The organism is Streptomyces sp. NPDC048258, assembly GCF_043201995.1.
Lineage (GTDB): Bacteria > Actinomycetota > Actinomycetes > Streptomycetales > Streptomycetaceae > Streptomyces.
Genome location: NZ_JBICZH010000051.1, coordinates 1 through 16,993 on the forward strand (window position 1 = coordinate 1; position 16,993 = coordinate 16,993).

Sequence of the window (16,993 nt, forward strand, 5' to 3'; positions counted from 1 at the left end):
CCATCGAAAGCATGGACAACCTCTATTCAGACAACGCCACCTGCCTGCCCGGCACTGCCGAATGATCCGTTACACCACACCAAGGGACATGACCCAGAACCAGCACCCGGGCGGCGAAGCGGTCTATGGCCTTACTGTCTCCTGTCACCGCTGCCTCCCGTGCCCAGACGGCCTCCATCACGTCAGGCGCCGGGCCGTCATATTTCGGCGAAGGGCCTGCGAACTCGGCAGGAAGACTGGCGACGCTCAGTTTGTAGAGCCGCCCATCGGCACAGATCTTGTACCTGTGAGGAGCTGACGAGGTGGTGTCAGGCCCATCGGCTGGGCCCATGGGGGAAGCGTGAGGCGTTGGTAGCTGTTCGGAGGCCATGTAGGGCTCCCTTCACTGACGGCATCAGCATCACCCTTCGGTCCCGGGAGGACAGCCCAACGGCAATAAATCTTGAACCGCACTCGTATTGGCACGCGGTGACTTGCCTCACCATCACCCTGCGGCCAACTACTAGGAGCTGTCCGGCCGATCATGTAACCGTCGTTTGATCTGCTCGTTCTTCCCGGTCGAGGGCGACCACCGCAGCGACTCCGCGGACTCCCGCTACCACCGCAACAGCCCCACCGGCGGCGCCGTCCCCGTCGGCGACGTGGTCGGCCCGGTCCGGGCCGTGGTCTGGCCGCTGTTCTGAGCCCTCGGCCAGCGTCAGGCCGGGGCGACCAGGCGGTTCTCGTAGGCGAAGACCACGGCATGGATCCGGTCGCGGAGTTCCAGCTTGAGCAGGATCCGCCCCAGATGGGACTTCACGGTCGCCTCCGCGAGGTACAGGGCGGCCGCGATCTCGGCGTTGGACAGGCCGCGACCGACCTCGACGAGCACCTCGCGCTCCCGGGCGCTGAGCCGGTCCAGCCGCTCGTCGCGGACGGCGGTGCCCCCGTCGGCCAGGTGCGGACGGAAGTCCTCCAGCAGGCGCCGGGTGATCCGCGGGGAGAGCACCGCGTCGCCCGCCGCGACGTTGCGGATCGCGGTGAGCAGCTCCTCGGGCCGGGTGTTCTTCAGCAGGAAGCCCGAGGCCCCGGCGCCGAGCGCGGCGAAGGCGTACGCGTCCAGGTCGAAGGTGGTCAGGATCAGCACCCTGCTCTGCGGGGAGACCTCGACGACCTGTCGGGTCGCATCGATCCCGTCCGTCCCGGGCATCCGGACGTCCATGAGGACGACGTCGGGCCGCAGCTCTCGGGAGAGGCGGACGGCCTGGGCGCCGTCCGCGGCCTCGCCGACCGGTGTCATGTCGGGCTGGGCCTCCAGGACCGTGCCGAAGGCCATCCGGAGCAGCGCCTCGTCGTCGGCGATCACGATGCGGATCGTCATACGGAGCCCGTCCCGCCGCTGTTGAGCAGGAGCCGGGTCCGCACACCCCAGCCGCCGCTCGGAAGCGGTCCGGCCCGCAGCGTCCCCCCGTAGGCGGCCGCGCGCTCGCGCATGCCGGGGATGCCGTGGCCGGACGGCGCGGCGGCGTGAAGCGCCGACCGCGGGCCGCTGTCGGTGACCTCCACGCCGACGCTCCCGGCCGAGCACTCGACCAGGACCGTCGCGCGGGTGCCGGCGGGGGTGTGCTTGAGGGTGTTGGTCAACGCTTCCTGCACCAGGCGGTAGACGGTGAGTTGTGCGGTGGCCGGCACATGGGCGTGGCCGCCGCGGACCTCCAGGCCGGTCGGCAGCCCGGCGACGGCCATCTGGTCGGCGAGCGCCTCCAACTGGGCGATGCCGGGCAGCGGGTGGCGCTCGGCGTCCGGCTCGTCGGGCCGCAGGATGCCCAACGAGCGCCGCATGTCGGTGAGGGCCTGCCGGCCCGTCTCGGAGATCTGCAGCATCGCGGCGGTGGCCCGGTCCGGGGACCTGTGCTGCGCGTAGACCGCGGCGTCGGTGAGCGCGACCATGACGGACAGGTTGTGGGTGACGATGTCGTGCATCTCGCGGGTGATCCGGGCCCGCTCCTCGGCGACGGCCAGCCGTGCCTGCTGCTCCTGGTGCAGCGCCAGCCGTTCGGCCCGCTCCTGTACGGCGGCGAGGTAGGCCCGGCCGGTCCGCACGTTCACCCCGAGGACGGCGGCGGCGACCACCGTCGCGGTGAGCGCGACGAACGGGGTCAGGAACGCGCCGTTCTGTGCCCAGCGCAGGCAGGCCAGCACGGCCCCGCCCTCCACGACGGCGGCGGCGAGCAGCGTGCCGCGCCGGCCCTTGTGCGCGGCCGCCGTGTACAGGGCCACCAGCAGGGCGATGTCCGCGGGCAGTTGGACGTCTGCCAGCCACTGGACGAAGGCCGCAGCCACGACGGCGGCGAACACCGCGAGCGGGGCCCGGCGCCGCCCCACCAGGGGCAGCGCCAGGGCGGCGGTGAGCGCCGCCGCCACCGGCAGCTCCCGGGCCGGGTACGTGGTCACGACGTTGAGCAGGAGCAGCGCCGGCAGCACCGAGTCCCACACCAGGGGTGGTACCCGGTCCCGGTGGCGCACCGTCACACCTCTCCGCCGATCGGTCGTCGTGGCGGCCCCGGCCGGGGCCGCCACCGCGTACAGCCGCAGCCTAGGACGCGGATCCGCGCCGCACATGAGCCCCGCGTCGGAGCGTAATGAGCCGGGGTACGACCACAGGAGGAGACCGCCACCTCCCGCGGTCGCAGGCCGGCCGCCGGTCCGGGGTGCCCGGTTGCCACTCCGGTCGCAGTCGGCGGCGACCCGGGGCCGATGCGGCGGCGCGGGCCCGGCGCCGAGCATGGCCGGGTGACCGAAACCATCCCGGGGCTGTTCCTGTCCCTTCCGGAAGTCCTCGTCCTGCTGGGCGCCGTCGCGCTGCTGGTGGCGCGCTGGCTCCCCCCGGCCGCCCGCCGGCCCGTCACCGTCGTGGCGGGGGCGGTCCTCGTACCGTCGGCGATCGTGCTGGGCATCGTGGGGATCCGCTGGCAGATGCTGCCGGTCCTGGCCGGCGCCGCCGTCGCCTCGGCGTTCGCCCTCCCGCCCCTGCTGCGGCGCGGTGCCGGCCGACCGGCGCGGCGGGCCCGCTGGTGGCTGGCCATGCCGGGATCGCTGGCCTGCGCCGGCCTGATCGCCACCGGCCCGGTAGCCGCCTGGGCCTTCCCCGTGCCCGTCTTCCCCGAGCCGACGGGCGCCTTCGCGGTCGGCACCCGGGTGGTGCAGTGGACCGACCCGCTCCGCCCCGAGAGCTTCACCGCCGATCCGGACGACCGGCGCACGGTCGTGGTCCAGCTCTGGTACCCGGCGCAGAAGAGCCCTGCGGGCGTCCCTCGGTCCCAGTACCTGGGACGCACGGAGGGCGAGGCGCGGACCGTCTCCGAGGCCCTCGCCGGCGGGGTCGGCCTGCCCGGTTTCCTGGTCGACGGCGTCCCGAGGGCCCGCAGCCGCGCGGTCGTCGACGCTCCGGTGGCCGGCGGGGGTGAGCGGTTCCCGGTCGTCCTGTTCTCCCCGGGGTCGGGCGGGGTGCGGTCCCAGAACACCGCCTGGGCGGAGGAGCTGGCCAGCCACGGCTACCTGGTCGCCGCCCTCGACCACCCGTACGACTCCGCCGTCGTCGTTCTCGCCGACGGCCGCACGATCCGCGCCACCACCGCCTCCTCCGGGGACCGCGACAGGGACGAGGAGCTGGCCGCCGGCTGGACCGCCGTCCGGGCCGCCGACCTCGGCTTCGTCCTCTCCAAGCTGGAGCGCCTGGACCGCGGTGAGACCGCCGACCCGCTGACCGGGCGCCTGGACACCGGCCGCGCCGCGGTGGCCGGCCACTCCCTGGGCGGTGCCGCCGCCCTGCAGGCGGCTCGGCAGGACCGCCGGTTCGGCGCCGTCGTCGACCTGGACGGCTACCCCCACGGCCCCACCGCGCCCGCCCTCGAGCAGCCGGCGCTCGCGCTCACCCAGGAGATCACCGCCGGCACCGACCCGCGCTACCTGCCCCGGCTCACCGAGGCCCTCGAGCACAGCACCGCGACGAGCTACCGGCTCACCGTCCCCGGCGCCGGGCACCTCACCTTCATGGACGGCCCGCTCTACCTGCCGCCGGTGCCCTCGATCGTCGGCACCCTGGGCCGCACCGAGAGCCCGCGCGTTGTCGCCGCGGCCACCCTCGCCTTTCTGGACGCCACTCTGCGAGGCCGCCCCGGCGACCCGGCCGAAACCCTCCGGGCGTACGGCACGGTCTCATCATCAGGGGCTCGGGGAACTGCGACGCCAACCCCGTGATCGGCCTTACGCGCGTGTTCGGCCATCCCCGGGGTCGGCCTCGCAGTTCCCCGAGCCCCGGAGCTGTCGGGCCGATGATGTAACCGTCGTTTGATCGGCTCGTTCTTCCCGGTATGGGGCGGGGAGAATGCCCGGATCTCGGCCGCCCAGCTGCGCGGCATCGGCCTCAGCAGGATCGTTGTTGCAGTCGACCCGGCTGGCGGCGAGTCTGCCGTCGGGGATGAGACTGGCATCATCGCTGCGGCCCGCGATTCCGACGGGCGCCTGTACCTCCTCGATGACCGCAGTGGAAACCGCGGCGCGGACTCCTGGGGCAGGGAAACCTGCCTCCTGGCGATCGAGCTTCGGGCGGACGCGATCGTGGTGGAGTCGAACTACGGTGGGGACATGAGCCGCCAGGTGATCGCGCAGGCGTGGGAGGACCTGCACCGCGAGAACAAGACCGAGCAGATGCTGATTCCCGCGGTCATCTCGGTCACCGCCAAGCACGGCAAACGCCTGCGTGCCGAACCGATCGCCCAGCTCTACGAGCAGGGCCGTGTCCACCACGTCGGACAGTGGCCGACCCTGGAGGATCAGATGGTGACCTGGGTCGCTGGCATGGACTCGCCGGACCGGATGGACGCCGCCGTGCATGCGCTGACCGAACTGGCCAGCCCTCAGCATGGCGGGGCGGGATCTGGTGGCTACCGGGACCGGCGCCTGACCGGCCGCCGCTAGGGGGCGTATCCAGTTGTGATGAAATTGCGGGCGCGTCCGGCGCCGGCGCAAGCTGCGGCTGAAGGCTGCCCTGCTCGGCCGGTCGAGGGGCGGGCAGACCAGGAAGGTCCACGTCGCCGTCGACCGGAAGTGCCACCCGCTGGCGTTGCTGCTGACTGCGGGGCAGGCGGCGGACAGCCCGCAATTCATCCCCGTCTTGAAGAAGGTGTGGGGGGCGGGTCCTGCCGGCCGTCCCCGCACTGTCCCCGACGCGGTCGCCGGGGACAAGGCGTACTCGTCCCGTTTCCGTCAGGGGGCACAGATCGGGCTGTCGAGTCCGTCGAACTGCACTGAGCTGAAGAAGTCCCGATAGGTCGGGAAGAAGTTGCCCTTGCCGGTCGGGCCAGCGGGCGTGGCAGTCGTGCATCCGGTGTAGTTCGTGTCGGACCACAGGAGGATGGTCGAAGAGGTTCGGTTCCAATCGGATTGGGCCCGGTCGTTCATGCCGAGTGTCGCGAGGTCCGGCGTGTTCGACGTCAGCTTGATCATGTCTCCGGTGCCGTCGAGACCCGAGAACATGCAGTAGTAGCCGTCAGGGCATCGGTCGTACCCGTCGGCCGCGTAGGCGGGGGAGACCGACGCCATGCTCAGGGCTGCCACTGCGCTGGCCAGCCCGGTAAGGACTCGCTTGGTGTGCTTCATGCCAGGCTCAACGATCCCTCGCTCCGCAGGTCATCGCCTGGACCGTCCAGAGTGCGAGCTTCCCCTTGATCACAACCAATACGCTCCCTGGAGGCTTGGCGCAGAGGGCCGTCCCGGCGACGGGGGATGCACCGGGACGGCTCTGCGCAGCCGAACTACGAACTGCCGTGAGACTCGCTCGCTTAGGCTGAATCCGGCGCGGGGGTCATTGAGGAGTTTGTTCCTTGGGCCTGCGCGAGTTCGTTTCTGACGCCTGGTCGTGGCTGAACTACAAGCCGATGATGACGGCGAGTATTGGCCTTCCCCACCGGGCTCTGGCTCCAGCGGCCAGGCCGGGCTGGCTGCCACACGATGCTGCCCGCCGGCTGGCGGCGTACAAGATCCTCGCGGCCTACGACTCCAACCAGGCCGGGGGGCTCCGAGGCGGCCCCGGCCGCGGGCCCTGGCGACCTCCGGTTCGGCCCTCCCGGGTACCGCACCGGCTCGCTCCGGTCGGGCGGCGAGCGGTGCGCGGCGGGCCGCCTGCCGGCGCCGCCTACGGCCGCAGCTGGGCCGCGAGTGCCTCGGCGACCTTCCTGAGCGACTCGCCGGCTAGGGCCGGGTCCGCCTTGGTGACGGGCCATCCCTGGGAGACCACGAGCGCCAAGTCGCCCTTGCCCGCCACCGCCACCCGTGCGACGGCGACCGTGCCCCGGCCCGGGGTGACCCTGGTCTGGCCGATCCCGGGCCTGTCCTTGGAGAACGCCATCACCTCGTCGGCGCGGAGGATGCCGAGGCGGGCGATCTGCGGCAGCGCCAGGTTCACCGCCACCCCGCCCTCGGACGCGGCCACGAGGTCGATCTCCAGCGGGGCTTCCGAAGCCGTGAAGTTGCAGACGACGGACGTGTGCGGCGGGATGGCGGGGTTGGAGGGGAGCCCAAACGGCGGCGTGGGCTGCCCGCTGGGCCAGGCCTCAGCCGGCCGGCCCGGGTCGACGGTCCCCTGAGCCGCGGGGTCGCCGCCGGACGCCGCCGGGGTGACGGTCCGTTCGGCACCGGCCGCCTTCAGCGCCGCCGCCGGGTCTAGGCCGAACGGGCAGGCCGACGTACTCGTCAGCTGCTTCGCCGTCGAGGCGACCCGGTCGTAGGACAGCCTCTCACCGCCCGAGGCGGCCCCGCCGGAACTCCCGGACGAGGAACAGGCGCTCCCGGCAAGGGCGATCCCGGCCGCGCCGGCCAGGGCGAGGATGCGGCGGTACTTGGCTGCTGTGCGATCAGCTGTCATCCGGTCAGCCTAATCCTGCAACCGCATCTGCGTGACGGATGTCGTGTGGGGCTCGTTGGTGTATCTGTGTGCCGATGAGCTGACGGTTGAGCAGGTCGAGTCGTGGTTCGAGGGGATAGCCGGGTTCCATGCCCGCATCGCGCATCGTTTTGGCAGGTCGGAGCCTCGCGATCGGGCGCTGGACTACCTGGCCGGGCTGTTGGCTCCGTTGGAGCGGAAGAACGGCTGGACGCTGGCCGAGCAGGTCGGGCAGCTCCGTCCGGACGGGGTCCAGCGCCTGCTGAACCTTTCCGACTGGGATGAGGACGCGGTCCGCGACGACGTGCGCGATTTCGTGGTGGAGACCATCGGCGCTAGGGACGGGATCCTGATCGGCGACGACACCGGCTTCCTGAAGAAGGGCACCCAGTCGGCCGGTGTCCAACGCCAATACAGCGGTACCGCCGGCCGCACCGAGAACTGCCAGATCGGCACGTTCTTGGCCTACGCCTCCTCCAAGGGGCGCGCGTTGATCGACCGCGAGCTCTATCTGCCGGTGTCCTGGACCGATGACCGGGAACGCTGCCGAACCGCCGGCATCGGGGACGAGGTGCCGTTCGCGACGAAGAACGAGCACTTCAAATGGATGTTGCAGCGCGCGATCGACGCCCGCGTCCCGTTCGCCTGGGTGACCGCGGACGAGGCGTACGGCCAGGCCAAGCACCTCAGGTCCTGGCTGGAGGAACGCCGCATCGCGCACGTGCTCGCCACCAAGGTCAACGACACCGTGATCACCGCGGACTGGGCCGAGGTCCGGGTGGACGAGCTGATCGCGACACTGCCGCGGCAGGCCTGGAAGCGCATCTCCGGAGGCCAGGGCTCCCACGGCGAGCGGATCTACGACTGGGCCCGAGTAGCGATCCAGCCCGTGTGGGAGAACGGCTTCGGACACTGGGTCCTCGCACGCCGCTCCGTCAGCGACCCGAGCAAGATCGCCCACTACGTCTGCTACGGCCCCGTCGGCACCCGGCTGAAGGACCTGGTCAAGGTGGCCGCCGCGCGGTGGGCGATCGAGGAGTCGTTCCAGGCGGCGAAGATGGAGTGCGGCCTGGACCACTACCAGGTCCGCCTCTACCGCGCCTGGTACCGGCACATCACCCTGGCCATGGCCGCTCTCGCCTACCTGACCGCCCTTCGCGCCCGTGAGGCCGCAAAAGGGGCGACGCTGACGACGAACACGAGCTCATACCCCTGAGCGTCCCGGAGACCCGCCGGCTCATGGGCCACCTCGTCGGGCCCCGACACCGGACCGACGAGCACCATCTGCGCTGGTCACGCTTCCGACGACGAAGCCAGGCCCGAGCCCGCCGATCCCACTACAAACGCCGAGGCCAGATCCCCCAGATGCGGTTGCAGTACTAAGGATGCCCGCGACGTCGAAGCGGCCCAGCAGCGCTGTTGTCGGCGCGGACAGCGAGCCTCCGACCGCGCCCACGATCGCTTCGGTGCTACTGCGCGACGGGTACTTGCGCCATTCGCGGCGGCCGGCCAGGTAGGGCTGATCGAGGCGTTTGAAGACCAGCCCCTCCATGCCGGCCGCCGACCAGTGCAGCCACCCGTCGGCGGTGTCCGCGTCGGTGGTCGAGGGGCACAACGTCCATGGAGGTCCCAGCTCGTAGTCACTGAAGAGCTTCTCCAGGGCTGCGGCGTTCGGCATACGGTCTGCGGGTCAGGTCGGCGCCGCGATGCAGCAGGTCAAAGGCGACGAAATGAGCCGGCCACTGCGCCGCCTGCCGTGCCGAATCCGCGGGTGTGCGGTTGAGGCGGCCCTGGAGCCGCTCAAAGGCAGGTCTGCCGCTCTCCCAGACCACGAGCTCGCCGTCCAGCCCCGTATCCGGGGGGGATCCAGCGGCCGCGACGATCTCGGGGAACGCACCGGTCATGTTCGTGCCCCGCCGGGAGCGGATCAGCACTCGCCCGTGCCAGCGATTGAGGGCCAGCCATTTGTCCTGTGGCGTAGCAGGCGCCGTTGCCCGTACTGCGCGATGAGGGGGTGACGCCGGAGGCTCGCTGATCACGTACATCCGAAAGCATGAACGGAGGTACTGCTTCCGTTTCTATTCTTGCCTGGGTCGTTGAGCCAATGAGTGGCGTCCGCACCGGGTTCTCCTCGGGCGACTCGCCGCGCACGTCACGCCGAACCGCAGGAAGGAGAACCCGCATGCATCTGACGCCACATGAGCAGGAGCGGCTCATGATCCGTGCCGCGGCAGATCTGGCCGAACGACGACTGAGGCGCGACCCCGATCTCGCGCTGAACTACCCGGAAGTCATGGCGCTGTTCGCGGCCTACGTGCTGGAGGAGGCCCGCCACGACACGAAGACGGTTGCCGAGCTCATGGATACCAAGCTGAGCGATGTGGCAAAGTCGCTCAAGATCCCCAGCAAGACCGCCGGCGTCAACTTGACGGACTTCAAGGTCATGGACGGCGTACGGGAGATGGTCCGCGACGTGCAGGTCGAAGCGACGTTCAAGGACGGCACGAAGCTGGTGACCATCCCGGACCCGCTCGGCAAGGCGGACCCTGACGCAGAGGTCTACCCGGGCAAGTACGAACTCCTCGCGGACGACCATCAGCACGCGGTGACGTACAACGCGGACGACCACGCCGACTCCCTGAGGGAGGGGCCGTTGTGGGCGAAGAACTTCGCGAAGCGGCCTATCCAGGTCGGGTCCCACTTCCACCTGGGCGACGTCAACGCGTGCCTCAAGTTCTTCAAGGACGAGGATTGCACGGACCCGGCCGACGACGACGTGAAGGGGAAGCGGCTGCACATTGCGGCCGGTACGTCGGAGCGGATCGAGCCGGAACACGTGTGCAGAGTGTGGGTGGTGCCCATCAAGGGAGACCAAGTGGTAAAGGGCCTTCAGCGCGGTAAGACCGACAAGGATTGGTCGGTGGCCCCATGAGTGGTAGCTCCAGTCAGACAAGTGGTGTTGTGCAGCTGACGCCGCGCGACCTCAGCTTCACCGTGCGCCCTCCGGAGCCGCTGTGGCGGCAGGACTACGCCACGCTGTACGGCCCGACGAAGGACGACCGGGTCAGGCTCGCCGACACGAACCTCATCGTCAAGATCGAGGAGGACTGGTGCGGGGGGCCGGGCCGTAGCGGCGACGAGATGCTTTTCGGCGGCGGCAAGGTCATCCGGGAGTCGATGGGCCAGTCGCATTTCCCGAGGAGCGACACCACACACAATCCGGTGGACACAGTGATCACCGGTGCGCTGATCATTGACTACTGGGGTGTGGTGAAGGCCGACGTCGGCCTTCGAAACGGCGAGATCGCGGCGATCGGCCAGGCCTACAACCCGGAAACGATGACACCGAAGGCCTACACGGCCGAGGAGAACCGGGGCGGACGGGCCTCGCACTTCGTGGTGGGGCCGGAAACCGAGGTGATCTCCGGTAACGGGCGGATCCTGACCGCGGGCGGCATCGACACCCATGTGCACTTCATCGGCCCCGGGCAGATCCACGAGGCACTCGCATCGGGAGTGACCACGCTCATCGGCGGCGGTACCGGCCCCGCGGAAGGCAGCCGGGCCACCACCGTGACGCCTGGCAAGTGGCACCTCCAGCGGACGTTCGAGGCCCTGGACGCCTACCCGGTCAACATCGGCCTGTTCGGCAAGGGCGGCACGATCTCCTACGAGGCGCTGGAGGCCCAGATCAAGGCCGGCGCCATCGGCCTCAAGGTTCACGAGGACTGGGGGGCCACACCCGCGGCCATCGACAAGGCGCTGGAAATCTGTGACACCTACCACGCCCAAGTCGCCCTGCATGCCGACTCGATGAACGAGTCCGGGTTCGTCGAGGACACCTTCAACGCCACTAAGCATCCCGACACCGGCAAGCCCCGAGGCATTCACGTCTTCCACGTCGAAGGCGCCGGGGGCGGCCACGCACCGGACATCATGAAGATGGTGGGTAAGGGCTACGAGAATGTCCTGCCCGCGTCGACCAACCCGACCCGGCCCCTGACGGTCAACACCGTCGCCGAACACATGTACATGATGGTCATCTGCCATCACCTCAACCTCGACGTCCCCGCGGACAAGTCATACGCCGACTCGCGTATCCGGCCCTCCACCATGGCCGCCGAGGACTGGCTGCACGACACCGGTGCCATCTCGATGATGTCCTCCGACTCGCAGGCCATGGGGCGTATCGGCGAGATGATCATGCGGACCTGGCAGACCGCTCATGTCATGAAGAAGCGCCGCGACCACCTGCCGGAGGACACCGACAGGCACGACAACTTCCGCGTCAGGCGGTACATCGCCAAGTACACGATCAACCCGGCCATCGCCCATGGCATCGACGAGCATGTCGGCTCCGTCGAGACAACCGGGCCCCTCGGTACGTCCAAGGTCGCGGATCTGGTGCTGTGGGAGCCGAAGTTCTTCGGCGTCAAGCCGCACATGGTCATCAAGGGCGGACAGATCGCCTACGCGCAGGTCGGTGACGCCAACGCGTCGATCCCGACACCGCAGCCGTACCTACCCCGCCCGGTGTGGGGGGCATGCGGCAGGGCCCCGGGAGGTAACTCCTTCAACTTCGTGGTGCCCAATGCCGACGACATCAAGACGGAGTACAAACTGACCAAGGGGGTGAAGGAGACCAAATCGACTCGTGACGTGACCAAGCAGAGCATGAAGCTCAACGGTGAGTCGCCGGAGATCGAGATCGGCCCCGAGTCCTTCAAGGTCACCATCGGCGAGGGCGCGGGGACGGACACGGGCACGGGAACAGAGCCCGGCACAGGAGAACCGGGCGCGAACAGGGGCACGACCACTGACGCCCGCACCGTGCTGAAGAAGGCCCTTCCGGACGGTGACGACGACGATGACGAGCCCGACGACAAGCTGATGTTCGACAAGGATCATCCGCAGAAGAATCCGGAGCTCTACGAGACCGAACTGCCCATGGCGCAGCGGTACTTCCTCTTCTGAGCGCGACGTCGGTCCGGCGGCGCTCCGCCGCCGGACCGCCTGCTCGGGAAGTCCCTCCTCCTGAGCTCCGTACCTGTGAAAGGCAGGCCACCGTTCCTATGAGCCACGCCGCCCTGCTCGTCCTGGCCGACGGCCGTTTCCCCGCCGGTGGGCACGCCCACTCCGGCGGTGTGGAGGCCGCGGTCGCCTCGCGCGGTGTCCACGACACCGCAAGCCTGGAGGCGTTCTGCCGGGGCCGCCTGCACACCACTGGGCTGACTGCGGCCGGCCTTGCCGCCGCGGCCGCCACCGGATACGACCCGATGACGCTGGACGAGGCCGCCGACGCGCGTACCCCCGTACCAGCACTGCGGCACGTCGCCCGCAAGCTCGGTCGGCAGATGCTGCGCGCGGCCCGGGCCGCCTGGCCCTGCCCCGAGCTCGACCAGATCGCCCACTCGCTCCCGAAGGGCGCTCACCAGCCTGTGGTGCTCGGCGTCGCCGCGCGCGCCGCGGGCCTGACGCCGTTGGACGCCGCCCAGTGCGCCGCGTACGAGAGCATCGGCGGCCCTGCGACGGCGGCGGTGCGGCTGCTGAGCCTCAACCCGTTCGACGCGACCGCTCTCCTTGCCCGGCTCGCCGGCGAACTCGACGATGTCGCCCGCGCCGCCGCCGAAGCGGCAGCACGGCTCGCCACCGACGGGGTCGGAGTCCTGCCCGCCGCGTCCTCGCCGCTCCTTGACATCACCGGCGAACAGCACGCCGCCTGGTCCATGCGGCTCTTTGCCTCCTGACCCCCATACCGTTCGGAGTACGCCATGCACCTCGACCACGACACGATGCTGCCGCACCACCAGACGCCCAGCGCCGAGGAACTGCGCCCCGATGGCAGCATCCGCGCCCTGCGTATCGGCCTCGGCGGGCCCGTCGGATCCGGCAAAACCGCCACCGTCGCCGCACTGTGCCGCGCCCTGCGCGACCGGCTGTCCATCGCGGTCGTCACCAACGACATCTACACCCGCGAGGACGCCGAGTTCCTGCTCCGCGAAGCCGTACTGCCCCCCGAGCGCATCACCGCTGTCGAAACCGGCGCCTGCCCGCACACCGCGATCCGCGACGACATCTCCGCCAACCTCGAAGCCGTCGAACAGCTGGAGGAGACACTGCTCCCCCTGGATCTGATCCTCATCGAGTCCGGCGGCGACAACCTCACCGCCACCTTCTCCAAGGGCCTCGTCGACCACCAGGTATTCGTCATCGACGTCTCCAGCGGTGACGACATCCCCCGCAAGGGCGGCCCCGGCATCACCACCGCCGACCTCCTCGTCATCAACAAGACCGACCTCGCCCCCTACGTCGGCGCCGACCTGGACACCATGGCCGCCGACGCCAACCGGCAGCGCGGCAGCCTCCCCGTCGTCTTCACCAGCCTCGCCTCGGACGACGGCATCCAGCCCGTCGCCGACTGGGTCAACGGCTGCCTGTTCGCCTGGCGCACCGAGGCCGCCGTATGACAGCCACCGCACCACACCCGAGCCCACCGCCCACCATGGCACCCCCCGCACCGACCGCCTCAGGAAGCGAGACGGACAGCGGTCAGACAGACGAAAAGCACGTGGCCGGACGAGTGCACCCAACAGACCCCGAACATTCCGGGGTCCGGGCCACCGCCGTCATCAGGGCCGCCCGCGAAGGCTCTACCACGACTGTGCCGCTCATGCGCAACAGCGGCCCCTTCCACCTGCACCAGACGCAACCCCACAACGGGTGGGCCCGGGTCAGCGTGATCAGCTCCATGTGCGCACCACTCGGCGGGGACCGACTCGCCCTCGACATCACCGCCGAGGAATACGCCAGGCTGGAGGTGACCACGCCGACCGCCACCATCGCGCTGCCCGGCGCCACCACCGCCCCCGCTACCTACGACGTCCGCCTCACAGTCGCCGACCACGCCATGCTGACCTGGCTGCCCAAACCTCTGATCAGCGCCTCGGGCAGCACCCTCCATCAGACCTGCACGGTCGACCTCGCGCCCACCGCCGCCGTCCTGCTGCGCGAGGAGCAACTCCTCGGACGCACGGCCGAACCCCCAGGCCACCTCACCACCCGCCTCACCGTGCGCCGCGGCGGCCGGCCCGTCCTCGACCAGCACACCGCCTACGGCGGGACGGCACCGGCCTGGGACGGCCCCGCCGTGCTGGGCAGACACCGCGCCGCCGGCCAACTCCTCGTCGTGGACCCCCACCTCACCACCGACCACCCCACGCTCCTCATCAGCGAGGACCCCGAGAAAGGCCACGCCGTTCTCACCCCCCTCGCCCAGCACCCCGCCTACCTGGCCACCGCCACCGCCACCACCCTCCACCAGGTGAGCAAGCTCCTCGACACCGCGCTCGAACACATCCGGAACATATAGCTGGGACCAGCCTGAGGCACGTGTCCGGGAGGACATCCGACGGATCGCGCAAGGGGCCCACGAGCAGTTCTTCCCACTCGGCGGCTCGGTGCAGGGGATCGGTCGAGCGACGAAGGCACCCGGTTGCCACCACGCACAAACTCCCAGCCAGGCACAATGTGCTGCCGCTGTGGTTGAGGATGCCGCCGCCGTAAAGGCTGTCACCCCCCACGGACTTGGACTCCTGCTCCGTGACGACCGCCTCCTCCTGGTCAACCTGCCGCGTCGGCGCGCTGATTTCCTCCTGCTCGTCGACGGCCGCAGGCTCCAGCCGGGCGAAGGCGGCCGCCGCTTCGCCGACGAGGCCCGTCACGGCGGCCTCGGAGCTGACCACGAGCTCGCTGGCGGTACTTGAACACGATCGCGTCGATCACTTGCCGGTAATCACGCCAGCGTCCACCCCGCTTCGGCGTCCGGTCCGGCAGCAACGGCTCGATGCGTGCCCACTGGGCGTCAGCGATCAGATGATCCGCAGGAAACGGCCTAAGGGTTGTCCCGTAACTGCTGGTCACAGGTGAGATGATCTTGGTGTGGCTGGTGTGATCACGGCGTCGGAGCCGTCTTGGATAGCCCCGTTCACCGGGCTGAGCCCGCGCTGTTTCGGGAAGCTGGTGACCGTGTTGCGGCGCGAGGGTGCCGATGCGGTCCGCAAGGGCCGGCCGTGGAGCCTTCCGCTGGAGGACCGGGCCCTGCTGGTTGCGGCGTACTGGCGCACGAACTTGACGATGCGCCAGCTCGCTCCGCTGTTCGGGGTCTCGAAGTCGGCCGCGGACCGCATCATCGACCACCTCGGGCCGATGCTCGCCCTGCAGCCCCGCAAGCGGTTCGCCAAGGACACCGTGCTGATCGTGGACGGCACCCTGGTGCCCATCCGCGACCACGCCGTGGGAGCAGTCCAAGACATCTCATGTCGTCGGTAGGTCAAGTAGGTGCTCAGGCGGCGAGCTCCAGGGGTGCCGCGAAAGCACGATCGGGGTCGAATAGCGTGCGGCGTTGCAGGCAGTGGTAGAGGCAGCCGAGCAGTTTGTTGAACAAGTTCCTGAGAGCTGCCGTATGGCGCTCTCCACCAGTGCGCCGCCGGTCGTAGTGGGCGCGTGGAGCCTGCGTGCGAAGGGCTGCGAAGGCCCACATGTGCCCGGCCGAGGCCAGCCGCTGATTCTTGACGGTCCGTGCGACCACTACGTGGCTGCGCCCGGAGGCCCGCGTGATTGGGGCCGCTCCCGCGTACGCCTTCATGGCGCGGGCATCTGCAAAGCGTTCGCGGTCATCTCCGAGCTCGGCGAGAACTCTCGCTCCGGAAAGCACAGACAGCCCAGGGAAGCTGGTGATGATCTCGGCATCTGGGTGCGCGTGGAATGCCTCCTCCGTCGCCGCCGCGAGCTGAGCGACGCTGTTGCATGAGGCATCGAGCTGGCGGATGAGCGCTACTGCCTGGTGTCCCAGGGCCTGCTCGACTTGCGGCAGTTGCCGCAGGTAGTTCGCGCGGAAGATTGCCCGGAGCCGCTCGACCTCAGCCTCGATTCCGCAGCGTGGACGCTCGCCTCGCTTGAGCAACGCACGCAGCTGGCTGCGTGAGAGTTTGGCAGCGTCGGCCGGCGTCGGTGCAGCGGTGAGAATCACGCGGGCACGTGGCGAGTCGAGTCCCGGTTTGCCGGGGCCATGGAAGGCGATGAGAGCGGCTGGATAGTACTCGCGCAGGTGCGACCGGAGCCTGTTCATCATCTGTTGCCGGTCCCAGATGGCGTCCTGATGAGCGCGGGCCAGGACAGCAACGGCCTGCCCGGCCTCGCTGTCGTCGGGTAGGGGGCGGTGGGCGTGCCGGTCGGTTCGAAGGATATTTGCTAGAACACGGGCGTCCGCTGCATCGGACTTGGCTCGGGAGACGCTGGCGCGCTCACGGTAGCGGGCCGCGGCCAGTGGGTTGATTGCGTAGACCTGTCGGCCGGTTGCCCGCAGGCCGGCGACGAGGAGGCCGCGTGGCGTCTCGATAGCAACGGGGATCGGATGCTCTGCGGAGTCGCCATGCCTGGTCAAGAGTTCGATCAGTGCGTGGAAACCGGCACTGTCGTCGCTGATCCTTAGCTTGGCAACCTGGGATCCGTCCTGGTCGACCAGGGCTATGTCGTGGTGCCCCTCCGCCCAGTCAATTCCGCAGAAGATCTCGCTCAACACTGTGCCTCCGTCTCAACCTGCAGGTCGGTCCCATGCGGAGCACGCGGCGCTCTAATAGAAGTGCTCTGGGCACGCCATCTCATGAGCCGTTCGTGTCTCCAGCGACCGGCAGGGACCTCGGTCTGTTGGAGAGCTCATCGGCTCGCGAACTGTTGAGAGGTCGGCCCCTGCCGGCGGGCTGAGGACATGAAAGCTGGTGATATTCGAGCCTCTGCCGGGCGGGACCGGTCTTTGACGAGAGGTCAAGGCCACGGAACTACCGAAGGTCTCCGCCCGGCAGGGCGCGGGCGAGGCAGGGCCGGTCTGAACAGAGGGATCCAGTCCCCGAAGGGCGGCAGGCCTCGACCTCGCCTGGTGGCCCTTGCACTCACGCGCCTGGGTTCACCGATGACCTATTAGGGCCTGTGTGATGTCGTGATCATTCCGCGGTCTTCAGCAGGTCGTCGATCCAGATCATTGCGGCACGGAGGTGGAGGCCGGCGAGGTAGCTG

16 protein-coding genes and 4 pseudogenes are annotated in these 16,993 nt (G+C 69.6%); 13 read left to right on the forward strand and 7 right to left on the reverse strand.

The window, feature by feature from the left end:
• The first annotated feature begins 536 nt into the window (after positions 1-536).
• Entirely contained in the window at positions 537-683 is a 147-nt protein-coding gene (locus ACGFYQ_RS41510) for a S26 family signal peptidase (RefSeq protein ID WP_383725616.1), read from the forward strand.
• Positions 684-697: 14 nt separating this feature from the next.
• On the opposite strand, the gene ACGFYQ_RS41515 is transcribed toward ACGFYQ_RS41510, so the two are convergent.
• A complete protein-coding gene (locus tag ACGFYQ_RS41515) occupies positions 698-1,360 on the reverse strand; it encodes a response regulator (protein WP_393752465.1) in 663 nt (220 codons plus the stop codon).
• Positions 1,357-2,511: a sensor histidine kinase gene (locus ACGFYQ_RS41520; protein WP_393752467.1), complete on the reverse strand. Its 1,155-nt coding sequence runs from the start codon at positions 2,509-2,511 to the stop codon at positions 1,357-1,359. The genes ACGFYQ_RS41515 and ACGFYQ_RS41520 overlap by 4 nt, the downstream gene beginning before the upstream one ends.
• Positions 2,512-2,736: 225 nt before the next feature.
• On the opposite strand from ACGFYQ_RS41520, the gene ACGFYQ_RS41525 reads away from it, so the two are divergent.
• The 3 genes and pseudogenes from ACGFYQ_RS41525 to ACGFYQ_RS41535 all read left to right on the forward strand — a co-directional run.
• Positions 2,737-4,239, forward strand: coding sequence for an alpha/beta hydrolase family protein (locus ACGFYQ_RS41525; protein WP_393752468.1), 1,503 nt, complete (start codon positions 2,737-2,739; stop codon positions 4,237-4,239).
• A gap of 90 nt (positions 4,240-4,329) precedes the next feature.
• Complete coding sequence (locus tag ACGFYQ_RS41530) at positions 4,330-4,959, forward strand: hypothetical protein (RefSeq protein ID WP_393752470.1); 630 nt, start codon at positions 4,330-4,332, stop codon at positions 4,957-4,959.
• A 34-nt stretch (positions 4,960-4,993) separates the two neighbouring features.
• A pseudogene (locus ACGFYQ_RS41535) lies at positions 4,994-5,242 on the forward strand (IS5/IS1182 family transposase); the annotation flags it as partial.
• 5 nt (positions 5,243-5,247) lie between these two features.
• Here ACGFYQ_RS41535 and ACGFYQ_RS41540 read toward each other — a convergent pair.
• Both ACGFYQ_RS41540 and ACGFYQ_RS41545 read right to left on the reverse strand, forming a co-directional pair.
• Positions 5,248-5,640 carry a peptidase inhibitor family I36 protein gene (locus ACGFYQ_RS41540; protein WP_393752472.1) on the reverse strand — a complete coding sequence of 131 codons (393 nt, stop codon included), beginning with the start codon at positions 5,638-5,640 and terminating at the stop codon, positions 5,248-5,250.
• Positions 5,641-6,175: 535 nt separating this feature from the next.
• Positions 6,176-6,904, reverse strand: coding sequence for a hypothetical protein (locus ACGFYQ_RS41545; protein ID WP_393752474.1), 729 nt, complete (start codon positions 6,902-6,904; stop codon positions 6,176-6,178).
• A 79-nt stretch (positions 6,905-6,983) separates the two neighbouring features.
• Between ACGFYQ_RS41545 and ACGFYQ_RS41550 the strand changes: the two genes are divergently transcribed.
• Complete coding sequence (locus ACGFYQ_RS41550) at positions 6,984-8,138, forward strand: IS701 family transposase (protein WP_393752488.1); 1,155 nt, start codon at positions 6,984-6,986, stop codon at positions 8,136-8,138.
• 424 nt (positions 8,139-8,562) lie between these two features.
• Here the strand turns inward: ACGFYQ_RS41550 and ACGFYQ_RS41555 are convergent, their stop codons facing one another.
• A complete protein-coding gene (locus ACGFYQ_RS41555; RefSeq protein WP_393752476.1) occupies positions 8,563-8,967 on the reverse strand; it encodes a hypothetical protein in 405 nt (134 codons plus the stop codon).
• A gap of 137 nt (positions 8,968-9,104) precedes the next feature.
• On the opposite strand from ACGFYQ_RS41555, the pseudogene ureA reads away from it, so the two are divergent.
• The 7 genes and pseudogenes from ureA to ACGFYQ_RS41590 form a co-directional block, all read left to right on the forward strand.
• Positions 9,105-9,455 (forward strand): annotated as a pseudogene (ureA, locus tag ACGFYQ_RS41560) (urease subunit gamma); the annotation flags it as partial.
• A 72-nt stretch (positions 9,456-9,527) separates the two neighbouring features.
• Positions 9,528-9,854 (forward strand): urease subunit beta, encoded by a 327-nt coding sequence (locus tag ACGFYQ_RS41565; protein WP_393752490.1) that lies wholly within the window; start codon positions 9,528-9,530, stop codon positions 9,852-9,854.
• A 29-nt stretch (positions 9,855-9,883) separates the two neighbouring features.
• Positions 9,884-11,896 (forward strand): urease subunit alpha, encoded by a 2,013-nt coding sequence (ureC, locus tag ACGFYQ_RS41570; protein ID WP_393752478.1) that lies wholly within the window; start codon positions 9,884-9,886, stop codon positions 11,894-11,896.
• Between the two features lie 98 nt (positions 11,897-11,994).
• A complete protein-coding gene (locus tag ACGFYQ_RS41575; protein WP_393752480.1) occupies positions 11,995-12,669 on the forward strand; it encodes an urease accessory protein UreF in 675 nt (224 codons plus the stop codon).
• 24 nt (positions 12,670-12,693) lie between these two features.
• On the forward strand, positions 12,694-13,389 hold the full coding sequence (ureG, locus tag ACGFYQ_RS41580) for an urease accessory protein UreG (protein WP_393752482.1): 696 nt from the start codon (positions 12,694-12,696) through the stop codon (positions 13,387-13,389).
• 203 nt (positions 13,390-13,592) lie between these two features.
• Complete coding sequence (locus ACGFYQ_RS41585; RefSeq protein WP_393752484.1) at positions 13,593-14,291, forward strand: urease accessory protein UreD; 699 nt, start codon at positions 13,593-13,595, stop codon at positions 14,289-14,291.
• A gap of 169 nt (positions 14,292-14,460) precedes the next feature.
• Positions 14,461-14,685 carry a hypothetical protein gene (locus ACGFYQ_RS41590; RefSeq protein WP_393752492.1) on the forward strand — a complete coding sequence of 75 codons (225 nt, stop codon included), beginning with the start codon at positions 14,461-14,463 and terminating at the stop codon, positions 14,683-14,685.
• A 37-nt stretch (positions 14,686-14,722) separates the two neighbouring features.
• Here the strand turns inward: ACGFYQ_RS41590 and ACGFYQ_RS41595 are convergent.
• A pseudogene (locus tag ACGFYQ_RS41595) lies at positions 14,723-14,842 on the reverse strand (hypothetical protein); the annotation flags it as partial.
• Positions 14,843-14,860: 18 nt separating this feature from the next.
• On the opposite strand from ACGFYQ_RS41595, the pseudogene ACGFYQ_RS41600 reads away from it, so the two are divergent.
• Positions 14,861-15,217, forward strand: a pseudogene (locus ACGFYQ_RS41600) (transposase family protein); the annotation flags it as partial.
• A gap of 46 nt (positions 15,218-15,263) precedes the next feature.
• On the opposite strand, the gene ACGFYQ_RS41605 reads toward ACGFYQ_RS41600, so the two are convergent.
• Positions 15,264-16,499 (reverse strand): IS110 family transposase, encoded by a 1,236-nt coding sequence (locus ACGFYQ_RS41605; RefSeq protein WP_393752486.1) that lies wholly within the window; start codon positions 16,497-16,499, stop codon positions 15,264-15,266.
• Positions 16,500-16,993: the final 494 nt, after the last annotated feature.

Coding starts and splice junctions, on each gene's coding strand:
- ACGFYQ_RS41515 (WP_393752465.1), bottom strand. CDS start 1,360: ATGACGATCCGCATCGTGATCGCCGACGACGAGGCGCTGCTCCGGATG.
- ACGFYQ_RS41525 (WP_393752468.1), top strand. CDS start 2,737: ATGCGGCGGCGCGGGCCCGGCGCCGAGCATGGCCGGGTGACCGAAACC.
- ACGFYQ_RS41540 (WP_393752472.1), bottom strand. CDS start 5,640: ATGAAGCACACCAAGCGAGTCCTTACCGGGCTGGCCAGCGCAGTGGCA.
- ACGFYQ_RS41545 (WP_393752474.1), bottom strand. CDS start 6,904: ATGACAGCTGATCGCACAGCAGCCAAGTACCGCCGCATCCTCGCCCTG.
- ACGFYQ_RS41555 (WP_393752476.1), bottom strand. CDS start 8,967: ATGTACGTGATCAGCGAGCCTCCGGCGTCACCCCCTCATCGCGCAGTA.
- ACGFYQ_RS41575 (WP_393752480.1), top strand. CDS start 11,995: ATGAGCCACGCCGCCCTGCTCGTCCTGGCCGACGGCCGTTTCCCCGCC.
- ureG (WP_393752482.1), top strand. CDS start 12,694: ATGCACCTCGACCACGACACGATGCTGCCGCACCACCAGACGCCCAGC.
- ACGFYQ_RS41585 (WP_393752484.1), top strand. CDS start 13,593: ATGCGCAACAGCGGCCCCTTCCACCTGCACCAGACGCAACCCCACAAC.